The sequence below is a fragment of the Cohaesibacter intestini genome (genome assembly GCF_003324485.1).
Classification (GTDB): domain Bacteria; phylum Pseudomonadota; class Alphaproteobacteria; order Rhizobiales; family Cohaesibacteraceae; genus Cohaesibacter; species Cohaesibacter intestini.
On record NZ_QODK01000002.1, the window covers coordinates 167,467 to 190,060 of the forward strand.

22 protein-coding genes are annotated in these 22,594 nt (G+C 55.4%); 7 read left to right on the top strand and 15 right to left on the bottom strand.

Annotated features, from left to right (window positions below):
* Positions 1 to 24: 24 nt before the first annotated feature.
* Entirely contained in the window at positions 25 to 1,785 is a 1,761-nt protein-coding gene (argS, locus tag DSD30_RS06290; RefSeq protein WP_114008780.1) for an arginine--tRNA ligase, read from the bottom strand.
* 217 nt (positions 1,786 to 2,002) lie between these two features.
* On the bottom strand, positions 2,003 to 3,217 hold the full coding sequence (locus DSD30_RS06295) for a deoxyguanosinetriphosphate triphosphohydrolase (RefSeq protein ID WP_114009634.1): 1,215 nt from the start codon (positions 3,215 to 3,217) through the stop codon (positions 2,003 to 2,005).
* Positions 3,218 to 3,448: 231 nt separating this feature from the next.
* Between DSD30_RS06295 and erpA the strand changes: the two genes are divergently transcribed.
* Entirely contained in the window at positions 3,449 to 3,778 is a 330-nt protein-coding gene (erpA, locus tag DSD30_RS06300) for an iron-sulfur cluster insertion protein ErpA (RefSeq protein ID WP_114009635.1), read from the top strand.
* Between the two features lie 58 nt (positions 3,779 to 3,836).
* Positions 3,837 to 4,628, top strand: coding sequence for an exodeoxyribonuclease III (gene xth / locus DSD30_RS06305; protein ID WP_114008781.1), 792 nt, complete (start codon positions 3,837 to 3,839; stop codon positions 4,626 to 4,628).
* 76 nt (positions 4,629 to 4,704) lie between these two features.
* Here the strand turns inward: xth and DSD30_RS06310 are convergent, their stop codons facing one another.
* From DSD30_RS06310 to lpdA, 5 genes are all read right to left on the bottom strand, one after another.
* Positions 4,705 to 5,472: a tetratricopeptide repeat protein gene (locus tag DSD30_RS06310; protein WP_171021952.1), complete on the bottom strand. Its 768-nt coding sequence runs from the start codon at positions 5,470 to 5,472 to the stop codon at positions 4,705 to 4,707.
* 553 nt (positions 5,473 to 6,025) lie between these two features.
* Entirely contained in the window at positions 6,026 to 6,478 is a 453-nt protein-coding gene (locus tag DSD30_RS06315; RefSeq protein WP_114008784.1) for a type II toxin-antitoxin system RatA family toxin, read from the bottom strand.
* Positions 6,479 to 6,497: 19 nt separating this feature from the next.
* Positions 6,498 to 7,481 carry a lipoyl synthase gene (gene lipA, locus DSD30_RS06320; protein WP_114008785.1) on the bottom strand — a complete coding sequence of 328 codons (984 nt, stop codon included), beginning with the start codon at positions 7,479 to 7,481 and terminating at the stop codon, positions 6,498 to 6,500.
* A gap of 74 nt (positions 7,482 to 7,555) precedes the next feature.
* Entirely contained in the window at positions 7,556 to 7,798 is a 243-nt protein-coding gene (locus DSD30_RS06325; protein ID WP_114008787.1) for a GlsB/YeaQ/YmgE family stress response membrane protein, read from the bottom strand.
* A 233-nt stretch (positions 7,799 to 8,031) separates the two neighbouring features.
* On the bottom strand, positions 8,032 to 9,426 hold the full coding sequence (gene lpdA, locus DSD30_RS06330; RefSeq protein WP_114008788.1) for a dihydrolipoyl dehydrogenase: 1,395 nt from the start codon (positions 9,424 to 9,426) through the stop codon (positions 8,032 to 8,034).
* Between the two features lie 229 nt (positions 9,427 to 9,655).
* Here lpdA and DSD30_RS06335 point away from each other — a divergent pair, with 229 nt between their 5' ends.
* On the top strand, positions 9,656 to 10,867 hold the full coding sequence (locus DSD30_RS06335; protein ID WP_114008789.1) for an MFS transporter: 1,212 nt from the start codon (positions 9,656 to 9,658) through the stop codon (positions 10,865 to 10,867).
* 75 nt (positions 10,868 to 10,942) lie between these two features.
* Here DSD30_RS06335 and DSD30_RS06340 read toward each other — a convergent pair whose 3' ends face one another.
* The 4 genes from DSD30_RS06340 to DSD30_RS06355 all read right to left on the bottom strand — a co-directional run bounded on the left by DSD30_RS06340 (position 10,943) and on the right by DSD30_RS06355 (position 15,235).
* On the bottom strand, positions 10,943 to 12,295 hold the full coding sequence (locus DSD30_RS06340; protein ID WP_114008791.1) for a pyruvate dehydrogenase complex dihydrolipoamide acetyltransferase: 1,353 nt from the start codon (positions 12,293 to 12,295) through the stop codon (positions 10,943 to 10,945).
* An 11-nt stretch (positions 12,296 to 12,306) separates the two neighbouring features.
* Positions 12,307 to 13,692: a pyruvate dehydrogenase complex E1 component subunit beta gene (locus DSD30_RS06345; RefSeq protein WP_114008792.1), complete on the bottom strand. Its 1,386-nt coding sequence runs from the start codon at positions 13,690 to 13,692 to the stop codon at positions 12,307 to 12,309.
* 12 nt (positions 13,693 to 13,704) lie between these two features.
* A complete protein-coding gene (gene pdhA, locus DSD30_RS06350) occupies positions 13,705 to 14,748 on the bottom strand; it encodes a pyruvate dehydrogenase (acetyl-transferring) E1 component subunit alpha (protein WP_114008793.1) in 1,044 nt (347 codons plus the stop codon).
* Between the two features lie 175 nt (positions 14,749 to 14,923).
* Positions 14,924 to 15,235, bottom strand: a complete 312-nt coding sequence (locus tag DSD30_RS06355) for an FtsB family cell division protein (RefSeq protein WP_114008795.1) — start codon at positions 15,233 to 15,235, stop codon at positions 14,924 to 14,926.
* 440 nt (positions 15,236 to 15,675) lie between these two features.
* Between DSD30_RS06355 and DSD30_RS06360 the strand changes: the two genes are divergently transcribed.
* The 3 genes from DSD30_RS06360 to DSD30_RS06370 all read left to right on the top strand — a co-directional run bounded on the left by DSD30_RS06360 (position 15,676) and on the right by DSD30_RS06370 (position 18,242).
* Positions 15,676 to 17,193: a UbiD family decarboxylase gene (locus DSD30_RS06360; RefSeq protein WP_114008796.1), complete on the top strand. Its 1,518-nt coding sequence runs from the start codon at positions 15,676 to 15,678 to the stop codon at positions 17,191 to 17,193.
* A 7-nt stretch (positions 17,194 to 17,200) separates the two neighbouring features.
* Positions 17,201 to 17,812: a UbiX family flavin prenyltransferase gene (locus DSD30_RS06365; RefSeq protein ID WP_157967584.1), complete on the top strand. Its 612-nt coding sequence runs from the start codon at positions 17,201 to 17,203 to the stop codon at positions 17,810 to 17,812.
* A 112-nt stretch (positions 17,813 to 17,924) separates the two neighbouring features.
* Complete coding sequence (locus tag DSD30_RS06370) at positions 17,925 to 18,242, top strand: hypothetical protein (RefSeq protein WP_114008799.1); 318 nt, start codon at positions 17,925 to 17,927, stop codon at positions 18,240 to 18,242.
* An 81-nt stretch (positions 18,243 to 18,323) separates the two neighbouring features.
* Here the strand turns inward: DSD30_RS06370 and DSD30_RS06375 are convergent, their stop codons facing one another.
* The 3 genes from DSD30_RS06375 to DSD30_RS06385 form a co-directional block, all read right to left on the bottom strand.
* Entirely contained in the window at positions 18,324 to 18,677 is a 354-nt protein-coding gene (locus DSD30_RS06375) for a DUF6693 family protein (RefSeq protein WP_157967585.1), read from the bottom strand.
* A 223-nt stretch (positions 18,678 to 18,900) separates the two neighbouring features.
* On the bottom strand, positions 18,901 to 20,175 hold the full coding sequence (gene eno / locus DSD30_RS06380; protein ID WP_114009636.1) for a phosphopyruvate hydratase: 1,275 nt from the start codon (positions 20,173 to 20,175) through the stop codon (positions 18,901 to 18,903).
* A gap of 271 nt (positions 20,176 to 20,446) precedes the next feature.
* Positions 20,447 to 20,968, bottom strand: coding sequence for a GNAT family N-acetyltransferase (locus tag DSD30_RS06385; RefSeq protein WP_157967586.1), 522 nt, complete (start codon positions 20,966 to 20,968; stop codon positions 20,447 to 20,449).
* A gap of 227 nt (positions 20,969 to 21,195) precedes the next feature.
* On the opposite strand from DSD30_RS06385, the gene DSD30_RS06390 reads away from it, so the two are divergent.
* Complete coding sequence (locus tag DSD30_RS06390) at positions 21,196 to 22,179, top strand: DUF1835 domain-containing protein (protein ID WP_157967587.1); 984 nt, start codon at positions 21,196 to 21,198, stop codon at positions 22,177 to 22,179.
* 72 nt (positions 22,180 to 22,251) lie between these two features.
* Here the strand turns inward: DSD30_RS06390 and DSD30_RS06395 are convergent, their stop codons facing one another.
* On the bottom strand, positions 22,252 to 22,437 hold the full coding sequence (locus DSD30_RS06395) for a hypothetical protein (RefSeq protein ID WP_138147715.1): 186 nt from the start codon (positions 22,435 to 22,437) through the stop codon (positions 22,252 to 22,254).
* Positions 22,438 to 22,594: the final 157 nt, after the last annotated feature.

A 22,594-nucleotide genomic window follows, 5' to 3' on the forward strand; every position in this document is an offset into this window, starting at 1 on the left:
TCTGGAACTGGGTCCGAGGCGACATTATCGCATTTCTTCTGGTGCCGTCACACCAAGCAAGCTGAGGCCCGTAGCAATGACGGTCGCAACAGCTTGAACAAGAGCCAAGCGCGCTTGAGTCATCTTTTCATCTTTAGCGTTAATAAAGCGTAATTGCGGCATTTCCTTGCCTTTGTTCCACACAGAATGGAAATATCCGGCAAGATCATACAGGTAAAAAGCCACCCTGTGGGGCTCTTGTGTTTCAGCAGCACCTGCTGCAATACGTGGAAATTCAGACAGCTTGCGAATAAGGGCCAGTTCAACTTCGTCCTCTAGGGCGCTCAGATCGGCTTTTGCAAGATCAGCCTGAGCAACTGACAGATTCGGAATCTCGGTTGCTGCCTGACGGAAGATCGATGCCGTCCGGGCATGCGCATATTGCACATAAAAGACCGGATTGTCCTTGCTCTGCTCGGTCACCTTGGCAAAGTCGAAGTCGATGGTCACTTCGGACTTACGGTACATCATCATGAAGCGCACCGCATCGCACCCCACTTCCTCGACCACGTCGCGCAAGGTGATGAAATTTCCGGACCGCTTGGACATTTTCAGCTGTTCGCCATCGCGCATCAGGTTGACCAGCTGGCAGATTTTGACATCCAGTCCACCCTTGCCTTCGGTGATCGCCGCAACGGCTGCCTTGAGGCGTTTCACATAGCCACCATGGTCAGCCCCCAGAATATCAACCTGTTGGGCATAGCCACGTTTGAACTTGTCGAAGTGATAGGCAATGTCGTTGGCAAAATAGGTATTTGAGCCGTCCGATTTCTTCAGCGGCCGATCGATGTCATCGCCAAAGTCGGTAGAGCGGAACAGGGTCTGTTCGCGATCTTCCCAATCATCCGGCAACTGGCCTTTTGGTGGTGGTAATGTGCCGACATAGACCTGCCCCTTGCCCGTCAACCAGTCGATGGCTTCCTTCACCCGATCATGCTCGCCGTGAATGAGGCTGCGTTCGGAGAAGAAGACGTTATGTTTGACATTCAGCGCTTCAAGGTCGCCGCGAATCATGTCCATCATCTTATCGACGGTGAAGGCCCGCACCAGCGGCAGCCATTCTTCTTCTGAAGCTTGTTTCAGCTTGTCGCCATGCGCCTTGGCCAGAGCCTCTCCGACCGGCACAAGATAGTCGCCGGGATAAAGCCCTTCGGGGATATCGCCGATTTCTTCGCCCAGCGCTTCGCAATAGCGCAAATAGGCAGAGCGAGCGAGCACATCGACCTGCGCACCTGCATCATTGATGTAATATTCACGACACACATCATAACCGGCAAAGTCCAGCAGATTGGCGATACAGTCACCCAACACCGCGCCACGCGTATGCCCCACATGCATCGGGCCGGTCGGGTTGGCAGAGACATATTCGACATTGATCTTGGCACCCTGCCCCAGATCGCCGCGGCCAAAGTCAGCGCCGCTCTCGACAATGGTACGCACCACGCTGCGCCAGAAATCGTCAGACAGGGTCAGATTGATAAAGCCCGGCCCCGCGACATCTGCTTTGGCAATGTCGCCATCTTCCACCAGAGCATCGACAATCTTGTTCGCCACGTCGCGCGGCTTCATGCCCACCTGCTTTGCCAGAACCATGGCAGCATTGGTCGCCAGATCACCGTGGGACGCATCGCGCGGCGGTTCCACATTGACCCGTGACAGATCAAGCGCCGCCCCATCGCGTGCCGCAAGATCCGTCTTGCCAACAGCAGCAACAACCCGTTCGGTAAACAGCGTAAAGACGTTCATTTCATTTCCAGTCTGATGTCTTGATGGACCGCAGCCCGGCGCCAACCTGTTCGGCGCACGGCTCGACTGCGTCGTCCGTTTCTTTCAAAGCGTCCAAGGGACAAGGGCATGTCTCACGACACTTGACCTGTTCAGATCAAGCCCGGTGAGGAACAGCTTGCTCGCATCAAGCCGTCAAGCGGCTCTGTCCCTGTTCTTTCAAGGGTTCGGCTACGCTCTAGCGCAAATCCGGGGTGACGTCAAACAATCGCAGATGCTCCAAAATGGCAAACCGATCCGTCATCCCTGCCACATAGTCCGCCACCCGTCGGGCAAACACCTCCTGGTCGCAATCATCCAGCCCATAGCGCCATTCCTGCGGCAAGGTCTCAGGACCGGTCATGTGGTAGGTGAACAGATCGCGCAGCACCTGTTCCGCATTGCCCATCACCTGCATCACATGCGGATCTCGATAAACCCGTTCAAACAGAAACCGCTTGATTCCGGCCTCCGCCTTGGCCATGTCCTCAGAAAAACAGACAATGGTCTCCCCCGCCCGGCGCACAGCCTCCACATCACCGGGCGCAATCCGTTCAAGATTGGCCATCGAGGTCTTGATGACATCTTCCACCAAGCGCGTAATCAGGCGGCGAACAATCTCATGCACCACCCGCGGCTCTTCCAGCCCCGGATAGCGGGTCCGCACCTCGCGCAGCGCCTCCCCCGCCAACGGCACATCGTTCAAGTCATCCAGCGAAATCAACCCGGCCCGCAAGCCATCATCGATGTCATGGGTGTTATAGGCAATGTCGTCAGCCACGGCAGCCGCCTGCGCCTCGATGCTGGCATGGGACCACAGCATCAGATCCTGCTGCTCCGCATAGACACGAATGCCAAATGGCAGACCATCGGCATAATGGCCAATGCCGTTGCCCTCACGATCCGTCAGCGGGCCGTTATGCTTCACCAGCCCTTCAAGGGTTTCCCAACTAAGATTGAGCCCGTCATAGTCGGCATAATGCCGTTCCAGCTCAGTGACCACCCGCAAGGATTGGGCATTGTGATCAAAGCCCCCATATGGCTGCATCAAATCATCCAGCGCCCGCTCCCCCGCATGACCAAATGGCGTGTGCCCCAGATCATGAGACAGAGCCAGGGCTTCGGCCAGATCCTCATCGACCGACAAGGCACGGGCAATGGAACGGGCAATCTGACTGACTTCGATCGTATGGGTCAGACGGGTCCTGTGCAAATCGCCTTCGTGATAAAGAAAGACCTGTGTCTTGTGTTTGAGCCGACGAAAGGCCGAGGAATGAATGACCCGGTCCCGATCCCGCTGAAACGGCGTCCGCGTCGGGCTGTCTGCTTCCGGGACCAGACGCCCCTTGCTTTCCAGCGGTTGAACCGCATAGACAGCTCTGGGCTGCGCACCGAAACCGATCATTGCCGACATATTATCATCCATTTTGCATTCAACAATTCGCAAGCCACGCGCCAAGACCATTGACTTAAGCCCAGCCTGCCTTAACTATCAGGGTAACTCGAACACTGTGTGAATGTCTGACCAAATTGGTCCATCCACAGAAGACACATCACTCTTCTAGGCAAGTGATTGAGGATCGGGGCCATGTCGGCCCACTTCTCCACCACCACGAACCAGAAGAGCAAAACGGGACACTTTTCCATGTCACAAACCATCACAGTCACCGATAGTGCCATTCGCCGAATCGCCTTCATCCTTTCCAAGGAGCAGGAAGGCTCGATGCTGCGTATTTCCGTCTCCGGCGGTGGTTGCTCGGGTTTTCAGTATAATTATGATCTTGTCACCCAGAAGGAAGGGGACGATCTTGTCATTGAGCGCGACGGCGCTGTGGTTCTGATTGATCCAATGACCCAGCAATATATGGAAGGATCCGAGGTCGACTTCGTTGACGACATCATGGGACAGGCTTTCCAGATCAAGAACCCACTGGCCACCGCCTCCTGCGGCTGCGGTACCAGTTTCGCGCTCTGAAACGCGCAATCATCCCCTCGTAAAAGATTTATCGCCCGGACGGGCAAAGGCAAACTCCATGCGCATCGCAACCTGGAACATCAACGGCATCAAGGCCCGTCATCCCAACCTCCTGCGCTGGCTGGAAGAGGAAAAACCCGACATTGCCTGCCTGCAGGAAATCAAGTCGGTCGACGAAGCCTTCCCGCGCACCGAAATCGAGGCTTTGGGCTATAATCTCGAAACCCACGGCCAAAAAAGTTTCAACGGCGTGGCCCTGCTCAGCCGCACGCCATTTGAGGAAGTCAATCGCCGCCTGCCCGGTGATGACAGCGACGAGCAGGCGCGCTTTATCGAAGGCGTTTTGGCAACCGACAAGGGCCCCTTGCGGGTCGTCAGCCTGTATCTGCCAAACGGCAATCCGGTCGATACCGACAAATATCCATACAAGCTCAACTGGATGCGCCGTCTGATCGATTGGAGCCGGAACCGGCTCGAGCTGGAAGAAGCCTTCATCCTGTCCGGTGACTATAATGTCATCCCGACGGCCGACGATGTCCACGACCATGAGGCATGGTGGGGCGATGCGCTCTATCGCACCGAGACGCTGGAATTGTTCCGTGAGTTGAAGGCCCTTGGTCTGACTGAAGCCTTCCGCGCCTGCAATGCAACCCCGCATCTTTATTCCTTCTGGGATTATCAGGCCGGTGCATGGCCACGCAATCACGGCATCCGCATTGACCATCATTTGATGTCGCCAGAAGCAGCCAATCATCTCAAGGGCTGCATCATTCAGAAAGACACCCGCGATTGGGAAAAACCATCCGACCATGTCCCGGTGATGCTGACGCTCGATTGTACACCGCAATAGAGCGCGCCCATATAAGACCAACAAAAAAGCGGACCGTTTCGGATCCGCTTTTTTTGTAGACTAATCTCTGCCGGGTTTAGCGTTTGCCGCCATAAACCCATTCTTCGGCCATGACCACGGCTTTCTTGCGCGTTGTGTCATCAGCCAAAGCAAAGGCGGCTTCCTGACGGTCCAGCACCACAGGATTGCCGGAATCAAGCAGCCGCGCAATGGTCAGCCATTTCAGGCCATTGACCGGTTGGCGAGGCACTTTTTCCCCTTCAAGCAACAGATCACCCAGCTGCAATTGAGCCTTGATATGTCCCTTGCGCGCAGCCTTGTTCAACCAGCGGGCAGCCTGACGTGGATTGGTCTTGCCATTGCCTTGATCCAGATAGGACAAGGCCAGGTGATACTGAGCATCAGGGTCACGGAAATAGGACGCGGCATATTGCAGGATTTCGTGTGCCTTCTCGCGATCAGGCCGCACCTTGCTCTTGATACCGACTTTGAGAAACTCACTGAGTTTGACAAAAGCGTTGGACACATAGCGCGCCTCGATCGAACCGGGTCGCGCGTCGCCATGCTGGGCCACAATGCCATTGAACAGATCGAATGCCCGTGCCTGATCTTTCGACACGCCATCCCCTTCTGCATACATCCGCCCCAGCTTCCACTGAGAAACCATATGCCCATTATGCGCCGCATAGGTCAGCGCATCGACAGCCGTGGTCTTATCGCCGAACTGATAGGCCTGAGCACCGAACCGGAAAGCATCATCCGGTTTCGCGCCACCTTGCAGCATCGTGCGAGGATCAAAGGCAGAACCCGGCGTTGACACAATGCCTGCGACAAGCGCAGTCATGGCCAAGGCACATGCCCTGCTCAGCCATTTACCGTGCATCCCGTTCATGTTAATCACCGAACGCTTCACCATTCTGTTGAGCTGGCCTCATATCGGACCTGCTTCATTGCTTTCGTCCGCGTGGTGCGGCTCCCTGTCTCATGGGTGTCACATACAACGGACATCCCAATCGCGTTTGCGCCTGACTTGTCTTCCAATCATGTCGATAGTTTGACGAAACGACGAAAGTGTCTGACGTGGTAAACGGCGATGGTCTGTCTCTGACCTGCCTGCTCAGATCTGTCTGAGGTCTGTTTTGGCAGTGTCGGGGGCGCTTCCTTAGTCCGTCTGCAAGACTGTTTCTGGAAGCAACCTCCGGCGTCGCGCCTGTGTCCCGTGATCCCAATTTGTCAGCATAATGTGGCTGAAGCCGGGCAGAAACCATGAAGCAACATGGTTAACGAATTACTTTCTTGTAATCCGTGTCTTTTGTGCAACGCATGACCGTTTGGCAACCAACATACAAAGGTTGACCGTCATGACGAACTTCATATGGAAAGACAAAAAGAAGGCATTAGCCGTAAATCAGATCGGCCCGCTTCTCAAAGGCCGTTGAGAATTTATGAAAGGCCTTGTCAAACATGGCCCCCATCAAGCCTGCCAGCATGCGGCTGCGGAACTCGTAATCGATATAAAAAACGATCACCGACTGATCATCCCGCCCCTCAACCGGCTCAAAGGTCCAGCGATTTTCCAGATGCTTGAAGGGCCCGTCGAGATACTCCACCAGAATCTGATGGGTCTGGGGCTTGACTGTCACCTTCGAGGTGAAGCTTTCCTGCACCATCTTGTAGGCCACTGTCATGTCGGCGACCATGATGGCACCATCCGCAGTCGCCTTCTCACCGCGGACATGCAGGCTCTTGCACAAGGGAACAAATTCCGGATAGCGGCGAATATCTGCAACCAGATCAAACATCTGCTGGGCGGAATGCTGAACCGTCTGGCGGGTCTCAAACTTCGGCATGAGTGGGTATTGTCCTCACTCAGCGTCCGAGTTTGGCAAGCCGAGCGGCTTTCAGTTTGGCAAAATCCTCGCCTGCATGATGCGACGAACGGGTCAGTGGATTGGCCGACACCAGCATGAAGCCCTTGGTATAGGCGATGGTCTCATAGCCTTTGAACTCTTCCGGCGTGACAAAGGACATCACCGGATGATGTTTCTTGGTTGGCTGAAGATACTGACCGATGGTCAGGAAGTCGACGTCAGCAACTCGGAGATCATCCATCAACTGAAGCACTTCGTTGCGCTCTTCCCCAAGGCCCACCATGATACCGGACTTGGTGAACATGGTCGGATCGATTTCCTTCACCTGCTGCAACAGACGGATTGAATGGAAATAGCGGGCACCGGGACGGACCTTGAGATAATTGGACGGCACGGTTTCCAGATTGTGATTGAACACGTCCGGCTTGGCCGCAACCACTGTTTCAAGGGCCCCTTCCTTGCGCAGGAAGTCAGGCGTCAGAACCTCGATGGTGGTCTCGGGCGATGCTTCGCGAATGGCGTGAATGACATCGGCAAAATGCTGAGCGCCGCCATCGTCGAGATCATCCCGGTCAACGGAGGTGATCACCACATGCTTCAGCGCCATCTGCGCCACGGCCCGACCGGTATTTTCCGGCTCTTTGGGGTCCAGCGCACCGGGCATGCCGGTGGACACATTGCAGAAAGCGCAGGCACGGGTGCAGATCTCACCCATGATCATGAAACTCGCATGTTTATGCGACCAGCATTCCCCCATATTCGGGCAGCCAGCCTCTTCACAGACCGTGACGAGATTGTTTTCTTTGACGATCGCGCGGGTCTCTTTATAGGTGGGAGATCCCGGCGCTTTCACACGGATCCAGCTTGGCTTGCGTTGGATCGGATTGTCAGGCCGATGGGCCTTTTCAGGATGGCGTGGACGCGGAGCCGCTGGAGCCGGTGCGCCTGCATTTTCGGAAACCGTATCAATGATGGTGACCATTCACTCTTCCTCGCCATCCCGCTTTTCAAGAAACTGACCTGCTGTATCTGACCGCCTTCACACGGTCAAGCCGGTTAGCTTCGAACTTTTTGATAGATGAACAACACCAGGATCGCCCCCAGCGTCGCAATGATGGTCGTATCCAGCAAGGCATTCTGCACGAATGAAATGTGAAAGCGGCTGGCAATGAAACCACCCACAAATGCCCCAACAAGACCAACAATCAAATTGGTCACAAGCCCGTGATTGGACTTCGTGACTTTCTCAGCAATAAAACCGGCTACGATGCCGACAATGATCCAACCGATAAACCCCATATCTTCGCCTCTCTCACGCTTTGCATCCTTGGGCCCTGCCCACCGGATGATATCTTTAGCCAGTCAATCCCCTGACTGACCTCGATCAGAGCCCGAACCAATTGCGCCCCTTCCCATAAATAGCATCTTATTGGCCATCTTCAAGGAAAAGCACGCCCTCGAGGTCGGCTTCCCGACCCCGATGTCCGACACGGCAGACGAAGCCATCATCTCTCCAGAGAGACAATGTCGGCTTAGGACTGGATCATCATGCCATAAGCATCACGCACCGATTCCGGCATCATTTCCGAAAGGGTCGGATGCGGGAAGATGGTGTGCATCAATTCTTCTTCCGTGGTTTCCAGACCCATGGCGACACAGAATCCCTGAATGAGCTCGGTCACTTCCGCGCCAATCATGTGCGCCCCCAGAAGCTGGCCGGTCTTTTTGTCGAAGATGGTCTTGACCATGCCTTCCGGCTCCCCGAGGGCAATGGCCTTGCCGTTGGCGATGAACGGGAAGCGACCAACGCGGACATCAAGGCCTTTTTCCTTGCAGGCCTGTTCGGTGAGGCCAACGGAGGAGACCTGCGGATGGCAATAGGTACAGCCTGGAATCTTGCTCTTATCCATCGGATGCGGTTTTTTGCCAGCGATTGCCTCGATACAGACCACGCCCTCATGCTCGGCCTTGTGCGCCAGCATCGGAGGACCGGCGACATCGCCAATCGCATAGATGCCTTCGACATTGGTCCGCCCATAGCCATCAATCACGATGCAACCACGGTCGGTTTTCACCCCAAGCTTCTCAAGGCCAAGATTTTCGACATTGCCCACCACACCAACAGCGGAGATCAAACGATCTGCCTTGATGGTTTCAGTCTTGCCACCTTTTTTCTCAACCTTGGCAACCACATTATCGCCGCCCTTGGTGACGCTGGCCACCTTGGCTTCCGTCAAGATCTTGATGCCCTGCTTTTCCAGAGCCTTGCGGGCCATGCCGGAAATCTCGTCATCTTCCACAGGCAGGATCTTCGGCAGCATTTCCACCACAGTCACCTCGGCACCCATCGTGCGATAGAAGCTGGCAAACTCAATGCCAATGGCACCCGAGCCGACAACCAGCAGGCTCTTTGGCATGATGTCCGGCTTCAGGGCATCAAAATAGGTCCAGATCAGCTTCTTGTCCGGCTCAAGACCCGGCAGAACGCGCGGACGAGCGCCAGTGGCCAGAATAATATGCGGCGCCTTGTAAGTGCCAGCATCATCTCCGGTCACCTTGATTGCACCCTTGCCTTCCAGCACGGCAGCGCCCTTGATAACGGTGACCTTGTTCTTCTTCATCAGGAAGCCAACGCCATTATTCAGCTGTTTAGACACTCCACGGGACCGTTCGACCACTTTCTGCAAATCGAAGCTGATGCCGTCTGCCGACAGGCCATAATCCTTGGCATGCTGCATATAGTGATAGATCTCGGCCGACCGCAGCAACGCCTTGGTCGGGATACAGCCCCAGTTCAGGCAGATGCCACCAAGATCATTCTTCTCGACGATCGCGGTTTTCAAACCAAGCTGGGAAGCGCGGATCGCGGTCACATAGCCCCCCGGGCCAGAGCCGACGATGATCACGTCAAATTCATTTTGTGCCATTCCTGAGGTTCCTCTACTGTAAGTCTTCGCAGCGGATCCGATCCGCCCCTCTTGCATCTCTTGCGCATGCCCGCACAACCGCCAAAGCATGCTGTCATTCCATCTTTCGTCACGCCAACAGGCCACCCTGCCCGCGCCATATCCTACATTGTTAAACGGATGGCCAAATTACAGCCGCTCACGCAGCTGTTAGCCTGCCGCTTCACGCCCCATCAAGACAGGACGAACCATGACATTGCTGTCCATCAAATCCCGTTCTCTGGCCTTGTTGTGTCTTAGTCAGGTTGCCGTATTGTCCCTGTGGTTTTCGGCGTCCGCCGTGGCCCCAAGCCTTGCCAAGGAATTTGCTCTGAGCGGCGGCGATGTCGCGCTCTTGTCCTCGTCCGTACAGGCGGGCTTTGTCCTTGGTTGCCTGATCAGCGCTGCCCTCGGGCTTGCGGATCGCACTGATCCACGCTTGCTCTATGCCATTTGCGCGGTGGCTGGCGCGCTCGCCAACTTCGCCTTCATGCATGTGGAACCGGGCACGCCCTTGTCGATCTTCTTGCGCCTGCTGACCGGCGCAGTGATTGCGGGGGTTTATCCGGTGGGCATGAAAATCGCCATGAGCTGGGCCAAAGGCGACGCAGGCATGCTGGTCGGCATGCTGGTCGGCTCGCTGATGATCGGCTCGGCCTCCCCACACATCATCGCCTATTGGGGCGATGTCGACTGGCGCGCGGTGCTGTCTGCCACCAGCATCATATCCGCCGTTGGCGGCTTGTCGGTGATGCTGGTCGCCATCGGCCCCAACTTTGCCAAAAGCCCGAAATTCAAACTCGGCCTTGCCTTTGAGGCCCTGACCAACAAACCCATCCGCCTCGCCAACTTTGGTTATTTCGGCCATATGTGGGAGGTCTATGCCATGTGGACCTGGATTGTGCTCTATCTGGGTGCCAGCTTCGAGGTGAGCGGCATCGACAATCCCGGCAAATGGGCCTCGCTTGTTGCCTTCTTCACGCTGGCTGCAGGCGCGCCGGGTTCCATTTGGGGCGGACGCATCGCTGACAAGGTCGGCCGCACCCTGATGACCAGTGTGGTGCTCGCGGCCAGCGGCACCTGCAGCCTGATCATCGGCCCACTCTTTGGCGGCCCGGTCTTCCTGGTGGTTCTGGTTGCCATTCTCTGGGGCGCAACGGTCTCGCCGGACAGTGCGCAATTCTCCACCGCCGTGGGCGAATTGTCCAAGCCGGAAAATCGCGGCACGATGCTGACCATGCAGACAGCAATCGGCTTTTCCCTTGCGCTTGTCTCTGTTCAACTCATGCCCCATTGGATCGCCCTGGTTGGTTGGCATTGGGCCTTCACACCGCTGGTGGCGGGCCCGATCTTCGGAATTATCTCGATGCTCAGACTGAGACGCCTTCCGCAATCCCGACAATTGGCGAGCGGACGCCGCTAACCTACCTTTGCGCCGGGAGAACCGGGTCGCAGAGGCTGCGGCCCGGACAATGTGTGTCTTTCAGGGATGCCGGTATCAGACCAGCATGCTCATTGGCTTCTCGATATAGGCCTTGAAGGCCGCGAGAAGCTGGGCACCAAGAGCACCGTCAACGACCCGGTGATCGCACGACAGGGTCACGGACATGACGTTGGCAACAGCCACCGCGCCATCCTTGATCACCGGACGTTTTTCACCAGCACCAATGGCAATGATCGTGCCATGCGGCGGGTTGATCACCGCAGAGAAGTTCTTGACGCCGAACATGCCAAGGTTGGACACAGCAGTGGTGCCACCCTGATATTCTTCTGGCAGAAGCTTCTTGTTACGGGCACGGCCAGCCATATCTTTCATTTCATTGGAAATGGCAGACAAGGCCTTCTGTTCAGCCTTGCGAATGACCGGTGTGAAGAGACCATCTTCAACAGCAACAGCAACACCAACATCGGAATGCTTGTGCAACAGACGTGAGCCTTCGGTCCAGGTGGCATTGGCCATTGGCACCTTCTGCAGCGCCATTGCCATCGCCTTGATGATGAAGTCATTGACCGACAGCTTGAACATTGGCTTGCCATCCGCATCAAGCGGCGCTTCGCCATTGATCTGACCACGCAGGGCGAGCAGAGCGTCGAGCTCCACATCCATTTCGAGATAGAAATGCGGCACGGTCTGCTTGGCTTCGGTCAGGCGACTTGCCACAACCTTGCGCATGCCACTATGCGGCACTTCCTCGTAAGTCCCCTCTTCATAAAGCGCCTTGATGGCATCATCGCTTGGGCCACTTGGTGCAGACTTGGCAGGAGCTGGAGCAGCATCGGCGGACGCTGCTTTGTCGGCCGCTGGAGCCGAAGCAGACGCACCCGCAGTGCCAGCTTCAAGAGCCGCATCAATGTCGCGCTTGACGATACGACCGCGTGGACCGGTGCCTTCAATCTTCGCCAGATCCAGATCATTGATCTTGGCCAGACGACGGGCCAATGGCGAGGAGAAAATCCGGTTGCCATCAGCCGAAGTTGCCACAGGACCAGCAGAGACGTCAGCAGCAGGAGCCGCAGGCGCTGCCTCAGCTTTCGAAGCCTCTTCAGCAGGGGCTGCCGCCGGGGCCGGAGCGGCGGCAGGCGCCTCATCGATGGCAGAAGCGTCTTCGCCTTCCTCAAGCAGAATCGCAATCGGTGCATTCACGGCGACATCAGCAGAACCGGCTTCGACCAGAATCTTGCCAATCACGCCTTCATCAACGGCTTCCACTTCCATGGTCGCCTTGTCGGTTTCAATTTCGGCAATCACATCACCGGCAGAAACCTCATCGCCTTCTTTCACCAGCCATTTGGCCAGATTGCCGCTTTCCATGGTCGGGGAAAGGGCCGGCATCGTAATCGTTACAGGCATATCACTCTCCCTCAGGCGTAGGTTACGGCTTTGACAGCATCAATCACCTCGGCAATGCTTGGCAGGGCCAGCTTTTCGAGGTTGGCAGCATAGGGCATTGGCACGTCTTTACCCGTGACGCGCGCGACCGGTGCATCCAGATAGTCGAAGGCCTGTTCCATGATCCGGAAACCAAGCTCCGAGGAAATCGAGCATTGCGGCCAGCCTTCCTCGACGGTCACACAGCGACCGGTCTTGATGACGGAACGCAGCACCGTGTCCATGTCCAGCGGACGAACGGTCCGCAAATCGATCACTTCAGCATCGATGCCTTCTTTGGCCAGCTCTTCAGCCGCACCCAGCGCATAGGTCATGCCGATCCCGAAGGAAATGATGGTCACGTCATTGCCGCGGCGGGCAATGCGCGCTTTACCGAGCGGCACAGCGTGATCTTCCAGATCCGGCACATCGAAGCTGTGACCGTAAAGGATCTCGTTTTCGAGGAAGACCACCGGGCTGTCGGACTGGATGGCAGACTTGATCAGACCCTTATAGTCAGCGGCGGTGTATGGCTGAACAACCACCAGACCGGGCACGGACGAATACCATGCAGAGAAATCCTGACTATGCTGGGCACCGACGCGTGCAGCAGCCCCGTTGGCACCACGGAAGACAATCGGGTTGGTGATCTGGCCACCGGACATGTAAAGCGTCTTGGCAGAAGAGTTGATGATGTGGTCCATCGCCTGCAGGGCGAAGTTGAAGGTCATGAACTCAACGATTGGACGCAGACCCGCCATCGCGGCCCCGGCTGCAAGACCGGTGAAGCCGTGCTCGGTGATCGGTGTATCAATCACGCGTTTCGGACCAAATTCGTCCAGCATGCCCTGGGTAATTTTGTAGGCACCCTGATATTGCGCCACTTCTTCACCCATGACAAAGACACGGTCATCCTTGCGCATTTCTTCCGCCATGCCGTCGCGCAATGCTTCGCGTACAGTCTGGGTTTTCATGGGTGTGCCTTCCGGCACTTCTGGCTCTTCCTCGACATCCGGCACGGTCACTGGCGCTGGCTTGGCAGCTTCGGCAGGGACGCTCTCCGCAGGCGTGGCTTCTTGCGAAGCTGGCGCCGCAGGCGCTTCAACAGCGGCATCATTGAGAGCAGACTCGTCTTCGCCCTCTTCGAGGATCAAGGCGATCAGGCTGTTGACCTTCACCCCTTGCGAGCCTTCCGGCACCACGATCTTGCCGAGCGTGCCTTCTTCAACCGCTTCGACTTCCATCGTCGCCTTGTCGGTTTCGATTTCGGCAATCACGTCACCAATGGCAACCGCATCACCTTCATTCTTGAGCCACTTGGCCAGATTGCCCTCTTCCATGGTTGGAGACAGAGCTGGCATCAAAACTTGGATTGGCATAATCTCTACCTCTTACCCTTCAACGTAAATATCGGTCCACAGCTCGGACACATCCGGCTCGGGATCGTTCTGGGCAAACTCGGCGGCTTCGGAAACGACCGCACGAATATCCTTGTCGATGGATTTCAGCTCGTCCTCGGTCGCCATCCCGGCATCAATCAGACGCGCACGCACCTGCTCGATCGGATCATGGTCGTTGCGCATCTTCTGCACTTCTTCCTTGGAGCGATATTTCGCCGGGTCCGACATGGAGTGACCGCGATAGCGATAGGTCAACATTTCAAGGATGTAAGGCCCTTTGCCCTCGCGCGCCCATTCAACAGCCCGCTCGGCGGCAGCAAGAACAGCACGCACGTCCATCCCGTCAACCTGTTCACCCGGAATACCAAAAGAGGCACCGCGCTGGGAAAGGTCGGTGTTGGAAGAAGACCGCTCAACCGAGGTCCCCATGCCATATTTGTTGTTTTCAATGATATAGATGGCTGGCAGGTTCCAGAGCTTGGCCATATTGAAGCTCTCATAGACCTGACCCTGGTTTGACGCGCCATCACCGAAATAGATCAGCGAGACATTGTCATTGCCAAGATAATAGTTGTTGAAGGCAAGACCAGTACCGATAGAGACCTGAGCACCGACGATGCCGTGGCCGCCGAAGAAATTCTTCTCGCGGCTGAACATGTGCATCGAGCCGCCCTTGCCCTTGGAATAGCCACCCTTGCGTCCGGTCAACTCCGCCATTACGCCTTTAGGATCCATTCCGCAGGCCAGCATGTGGCCATGGTCGCGATAGGAAGTGACAACCTGATCGCCATCCTTGGTGGCCATCTGCATGCCGACAACGACCGCTTCCTGACCGATATAAAGGTGACAGAAACCGCCGATCAGCCCCATGCCATACATCTGGCCAGCCTTTTCCTCAAAACGGCGAACCATCAGCATTTCACGGTAAGCGTGAAGCTCCTGTTCCTTATCAAACTCAACAATGGTACGATTAACTTGGGTACGAGACCCTTTGGCCACCGTCTTCTTGGTGGCACTTGTTCCGGATGCTGCCATGCTGGTGCTCCCTCAAGCGTTTCCTTGAGCGCACCATAACTTAGAAATGCACGCACCGCAATTGCGTCATAGTCGCTATTAAGCACCTAAAATAACGCTTCATATTATTGACATTTCTATGGAATTTTATTTTAACTGATTTTCAGTTAACTGAACTTCGTAAACCGAATTCAAGTTAATTTGTCAAAATGACAATCTCATCAGGATGCGCGACATTCATATTGGCACGGGCCCGCTCTTCCATCATGTCAGGATCGAGAGTCTCACGACGAAACAACGCGATGCGATGCTCACGCGATTCACGCACCAGCCGCAAGGCATGCAGATCAGCTTCCAGTCCATCCGCACGCGCCTTCATGGCCGTCAGGGAATAAACCCCATACCCGCCATGCAACGCGTGAAACACAAAATACGCAAGAATCAACAGAAAGCTGATCGGCAGCATCAATTGACGCAGCACTGAATTTCGTCTCTGGCGAGTAGCCATGCCGTACACCCTAACTAATCGGCTTATCGAGCAGTACGCAAAACCCTTTCTGCTCGATACAGTCTCTTTTTACGCCTCCTAGCGTTAACAAACGCTTTCATTTCCCGTCCAAATCTCAGAATTGCAGACATTTTTGGTATATGAAAACTTAATAAATTCAATCAGTTAACGATTGATTTACAAAACTGAATCAAAGCGGCACAGCCAGACAAATTAGCTTAGGAACATTGCCCATTCATCAGGACAAAGTGAGCCGACCACCACATCGCCCCTTCATTTGATCTTGGTCATGGGAATATGCGATCAACAATGCGATGCCAGACAGAGCGCTCATTTTGGCTCACAATGTCCTTTGCTGCTTCTACTCAGCCACCTCTATCGATCCCGCCGGAAAGGTCGACATCCATCCACTTCCCGGTCCCTCATCACAAGGCCCGATCATGCCTCTTTACAGCCGCACACTCCCTGCCTTCACCGACTTGCGGGATTTCATGCGCTTTTGCGAGAAGAAAGGGCAACTCCTGCGGATCAGTGAACCGGTCTCCATGAAGCTGGAAGCCACCCAGCTACAGCGCCGGATCATGGAGCAGGACGGCCCCGCCCTGTTGCTGGAGCATCCCATCTGCAGCAATGGCGCACCGAGCGACATGCCTGTCCTGCTCAATCTGTTCGGCACCGTGGAACGGGTCGCATGGGCCTTGGGCTGCGAAAGGGATGCCTTGCTGGAGCTGGGACAATTTCTGGCCTATCTGCGCCAACCCCAGCCGCCGACCCGCTCGGAATTGCTGGGAGCCATTTCACCGTTGCTCAAAGCCGCCACCAGCCTGCGCGGCAAGATCCAGTCCGCCGCCTTTTCGCAGGAAGTGGTCGACACGGGCGACGCCATCAATCTTGATCGCTTACCAATCCAGACCTGCTGGCCCGGCGAACCCGCCCCCCTGATCACCTGGCCGATTGTCATTACCCGTCCGAATGACAAACAGACAGACGCTATCAAACACTATAATTGGGGCGTCTATCGCATGCAGCAAGTCAGCCGCAATCAGGCTTTGGTGCGCTGGCTGGAAAATCGCGGTGGCGCCGCCCATTTCCGCTCATGGCAGCAACAGGGCGAAGACATGCCCATCGCCATCGCCATTGGCGCAGACCCTGCGACCATCATGGGCGCTGTCACACCCATCCCCGAAACGCTGAGCGAAGCACAATTTTCCGGCTTGTTCCGGGGCAAGCCAACCCAATTGGTCAGGGCCAAGACCCAGCCGCTGCTGGTGCCCGCCAATGCGGAAATCATCATCGAGGGCACTGTCTCGGCAACCGAAACCCGCCCCGAAGGCCCCTATGGCGATCATACCGGCTATTATAATGCAGTCGAACCCTTCCCCCTGATGACGGTCACCGCTGTCACTCGCCGCCACGAACCTGTCTATCTGTCGACCTATACCGGCCGCGCACCGGACGAACCCTCGGTTATTTCTGAAGCGATGAATGATGTCTTCATGCCGCTGGTCCAGCAGGCCTTCCCGGAGGTCACCGATTGCTGGCTGCCGCCCGAAGCCGCCTCCTATCGCATTGCCGTCATCGCCATCGACAAGCGCTATGCCGGACAGGCCCGTCGGGTGATGATGGGCATGTGGTCCATGCTGCCGCAATTCAACATGACGAAACTGATCATCATCGTCGACAAACACATCAATGCCCGCAACTGGGCCGACGTCATGTGGGCGGTCGCCACCAAGACGGACCCGTCACGTGATCTGTTGACCATCGACAACACCCCGATGGACTATCTCGATTTCGCCTCAATCCGCGAAGGCCTTTCCGGCAAGCTCGGCATCGACGCAACCGACAAGATCGGCACCGAGACTGACCGCGAATGGGGGGCAGAGATGCGGATGGATGACGAGATCTGCACCAAGGTCGATGACCTGCTTGCCTCCATCCATGCGAAAAAACAGTGAGGCAGCCATGACCAATCCCACAAAAAAGAAAATCGGCATCGTGGTTTCTGGCGCATCCGGATCGGTTCTGGCACTTGAAAGCCTCAAGCTCCTGCGCCAGCTGGCAGAGACAGATCCAACGCTTCAGATCCACGCCATCCTCACCGACGGTGGCCGTCAGACCGCCTCTTTGGAGCTTGAGTCACATGAACAGGCACTGCTCGAAAGCCTGCCAGATCATCTCCATGATGATCGCGACCTGACTGCCTCCATCGCCAGCGGCTCCAACCCGCTGGACGCCCTGCTGATCGTTCCCTGTTCGGTGCGCAGCCTGTCAGCCGTGGCGCACAGTCAGACCGACCGCCTGTCGATCCGTGCCGCCGATGTGATGCTGAAAGAACGCCGCACGCTCGTTTTGGCCGTCCGCGAAAGCCCGCTGCATCTGGGCCACCTGCAAGCCATGCAGATGGTCACCCAGATGGGCGGCATCATTGCCCCGCCCCTGCCCGCCTATTATCTCAAACCACAAAGCATCACCGAACTTGCCCGCCAGAATGCAGCGCGCCTGCTGTCGCTTTGCGGTCTCCCGGTCGACGACCTAATGCAACGCTGGCGGCCCGAGACACCCTCTCAGAGCTGATTTCGATAATTCTAAACAGGATCGACCGGAATGACTGTAAAAAGGCCTGACAGCCCGCCTGTCTTCGCCTAAGGTCTCTTTGGCACGCCAAGGGACGAAAAAGGGGAAAGACATGCTGTTGTGGGTCGCATTGAAGCAAACTCTGGCAGGCGCTTGGCGCTTGGCCATTGGCATCATTCTTGGCACAGCGCTCTATATCTATTGCTTTCTTTATCGCGAAGATATCTACCGGCAGGTCCACCTTTCCACCCGTCAGGCCGTCGACTGGCTGGAGACACAGCCCTTCATCATGAATTATGCCAAATGGTATGAGCTGTTGAAGATCGATGACAAGCTTGCCTTTGCCCTCTATGTCCTGTTCGCCCGCATCGTGTGGATGTTCTTTGAAACAGTGATTTCCTATCTCTTCCGCAAAATGAGCGAAGGATAAGACACAAAAAAAAGCCCGCCCAACAAGACCCACGAGCCCTCAAGGGAACACGGCTCTTCCAGTTCAGGCAGGCTGATTGTCTTAACGTGTGGACACAGAAACTGGTGCGTCAATCGGCAGAATGACCGAAGCATTGAGCAATTTGCGGAAAACCGCGAACCAATAGACGATATAAGCAATCCCGAAGGTTACGATCGACAAAAGCAACCAAATCACTGCATGCCCGACAATTTGCGCAAGCGTGAAATCGACATACAGTCGTCCGATTTTGTTTCCATGTTCATCAACCACGAATGTTCGGTTGATTGGTGCCTTGTTCAAATAATAGGGCATGACAAACAATGCCAAACCGAAGGTGATGAAAGACAGCACCACCCACAAGACAACCAGCCCAATTCCCTCAATCAATTCCAATTCACATCTCAAACTACGCATTGCGCTTTCCCCAGATAAACTTTCAGCGGTCCGCCTTGACCGCAACAACAATAAAAAAAGTAGCCACCCCTGAAGGCAAAACAACTTGATACAATTTTAAGTAGTCACCACCAAAAGCCCAACATCAGAAGTGCAAGCATTCACAAAAAAACCGACGCACCCGTCAGGATGCGTCGGTTTCAATCTTGTCAGCTGAACCCGAAGGCCCGGCTCAATCCAGCAATTAGCCTTTGAGGATCGAGCGGCCAGCGAATTTCGCCATTGGGCCAAGCTCTTCTTCAATGCGGATCAGCTGGTTGTATTTTGCCAAACGGTCGGAACGAGACAGTGAACCGGTTTTGATCTGACCGCAGTTGGTCGCAACAGCAAGATCAGCGATGGTCGCATCTTCGGTTTCACCGGACCGGTGAGACATCACAGCGGTGTAACCGGCTTTATGAGCCATTTCGACAGCTTCCAGAGTCTCGGTCAGGGAACCAATCTGGTTCACTTTGACGAGGATGGAGTTGCCGACACCCATTTTAATGCCGTCACGCAGGCGTGCAGAGTTGGTCACGAACAGATCGTCGCCAACCAGCTGGCACTTATCGCCAATTTTCTCGGTCAGCAGTTTCCAGCCTTCCCAATCATCTTCGTCCATGCCGTCTTCGATGGAGATGATCGGGTACTTGGCAACCAGAGCTGCGAGATAGTCAGCCATGCCAGCGGAATCAAGCACGGTGCCTTCGCCTTTGAGATTGTATTTGCCATCTTCGTAGAATTCGGAAGAAGCACAATCCAGAGCGAGATAGATGTCTTCACCCGGCGTGTAACCAGCATCCTTGATGGACTGCATGATGAAATCAAGCGCCGCTTCGGTGGATTCAAGGTTTGGAGCAAAACCACCTTCGTCACCAACAGCAGTGTTGTGACCGGCTTTCTGCAGACCTTTTTTCAGAGAGTGGAATACTTCGGCACCCATGCGAACGGCTTCAGCGATGCTGTCAGCGCCCACAGGCATGATCATGAATTCCTGAATGTCGATCGGGTTGTCCGCATGCTCGCCGCCATTGATGATGTTCATCATTGGAACTGGCAGGGTGCAAGCATTCATGCCACCAACATAGCGGTAAAGCGGCAGGCCAGCAGCCTGAGCAGCAGCCTTGGCAACAGCCATGGAGGTACCCAGAATGGCGTTTGCGCCAATGCGACCTTTGTTTTCAGTGCCGTCGAGTTCGATCATTACCTGATCAAGCTGGATCTGGTTCTCGGCATCGAGACCAACCAGAGCGTCAAAGATTTCATCATTGACAGCTTCGACCGCCTTGGTCACACCCTTGCCAAGATAACGCTCTTCACCGTCACGCAGTTCGTGCGCTTCGTGCACGCCGGTGGAGGCGCCAGATGGAACGGCTGCACGGCCAAAAGAGCCGTCTTCCAGAACGACGTCCACCTCAACGGTAGGGTTGCCGCGGCTGTCCAGGATCTCGCGACCCAAGATGTCGATAATTGCGGTCATGTTCATACCTCAATTTGCATGGATTGAATGAAATCAGATGCTTGCTGTCTATCGAAAATCGTCACAGAATCCTAGGGCAGATTGCATCTTTTTTGCCAAATCGGAGCCTAGAGGAGCATTTTGACAGCCCCATAACGAACATTTGCCCTTTTCGTGTCCGACCTGTGCAAAACTATGCTTTAGTCGTAGACCGTTTGTATCGTATGTCGCACCGGCTTTCAGCGATGCGACCCGGACAAAGTTGGGCAAATCAAGTCCCTAGACCGCTCCTCTATTCATCGGTTTGAAAAAGATTGCAACGATACAGATCAAGGCGCTCTCCGGAATCCACATGAAGAAAATCCCCAATCAAGGCGAAATCCAACCGCAACAGCAGCTTGGCCGATGCGGCATTATGCCTTGAGACGATGGCGAACAATTCCGACAGGTCACAGGCCTGCCGCGCATGCTGCATCACCGCCAGACACGCTTCCCGCGCATAGCCTTTGCCCCAAAAGGATGGAAGCAACGCATAGCCGAGATCAATCCCCTCTAGTCCCTCCCTGTTGACCAACCCGCTCATGCCAATGGGCACGCCATCATGGGTTTCAACCAGATAGAGTCCAAAGCCATTTTCCAGATAGGAACGCTGCAACACGGTCAGCAGATAGTCCTCGGCCTCAGCAACGCTTCTGATGCCCCTGTCCCCAATATTGGCGTGGTAGGACGGCTCATTCAGCAGCCCCAGAAGAAAGGATGCATCCGACCGCTCGAACCGGCGCAAAACCAATCGGTTTGTCACAGCAATGATCATTGACCCTCCCGGGGAAACCTGCTTCAACATTAAACAAAGGGGCGCGCGTTTTGAATCGCCTTGATCCTTACCCGGATCTCTTAGGACCGGATCTCTTAGAACCGGATCTCATAGAAAATGCACGATAGAGGCAACCAAAGCCAACCACCAGAGGCGATTGGCACAATCTGAAGACCTCTGGAGCGCCACATATCATTCAATCCATTGCAGCAAAAATGGGGATAGCCTTGACAAAACTGATCATAACCAATGGGGACAGCGCCGCCGACCTGTTGGCCGAAGCTGGCTATGAAGACACCATTTTGCCATGGCGTGACGTCTTGCACGAAGGCCCGATCCCGGATGCCGAAGACGATCTGTTCGGGCTGATTCGCAGCAAGTATCTTGCCGGAGACGACCAAAGTCAGGCCAAAGAAATCCTGCAAGATTTCAAGGATCGTCTGACACTGATGCGCGATCATAACCGCTTCGAGCGGATTGAATTATGGTTCGAGCACGATCTCTACGACCAACTGCAGATCCTGCAAATTCTCGACATGCTGTCCCGCTTTGGCCGGATCAACAATGTCTTCATCATTCAGGCTCCGACCTATCTGGGCATGCAAACCCCTGACAATATTGGTCGATTTGAGGAATTGGGCTTGCCGGTGCTGGACCGCATGTTTGCCTTCGCCTCGCGCGCATGGCGCGCCTATGCTTACGCTGGCCCCAAAGCGATCAACAAAATCCGACAGGAACCGATCCCCGGCTTCCCCTTCATGGGTCAGGCCTTTTTGCGTGCCTTGCAGGAACTGCCCGGCACGGATGGTCTGTCTCGTACCGAGCGCCAGATTCTCTACAGCCTTGATCGCGGCGTCGCCCGCCCGGGCATGCTGTTTGCACAGGTACAGAATATGGAAGAAGCGATTTTCCTTGGCGACATGAGCTTTTTCAAGATCCTTTCGGGCCTGCAATATTGCCCCCGTCCGGTCCTGACCGGACTGCCGCAGGAATTCAAGGCCCAGATCCTGTCTGACAGCCCACAGCGCAAAGAGTTCATCACCTCGCCTCTCCACATCACCGAGTTTGGCAAGGACGTTCTGGCTGGCAAGGCCGACTTCCTGTCAGAAAACGGCCTGCATCGCTGGTGGGGCGGCACAGAACTGACCACCAGTGACCATTGGCGATGGGATGACGAGGCAGAAAGCCTCACGCGGCACCGCGCGGCCTGACTGACACTCACGGACCCGACAAAAAAGGCGCATCCCCAAGGACGCGCCTTTCTGAATCCAATCAGTGAGTTTTTATCGACCGTGGGTCACGAGCACCAGCGAGACCAGAGATATGGCGGTCAGGCTCAAGGCTGGCAGAATGATCGCCGGATAGCCGAAGGTGGCAATCGCAAAGCCCCAGCCAACCAGCAAGGCCAGCACGAAAAGAACAAAAAGGGACACTTTGATGGAACTTGAGGAGGTTGCAGCTTCGCTCATTTTGGTCTCACCCTTCAAACTGGCGGCACACGCACGCCGATCATTTCATTTGCCATGAAGCGACATGACATTCCGTGACGCTCAAACCACCCAATAGTTGGCAGTCATTGCAAGTAGGTGTTTGCGCGTATGTTTCTTTCCCTTAAATAGAAACATC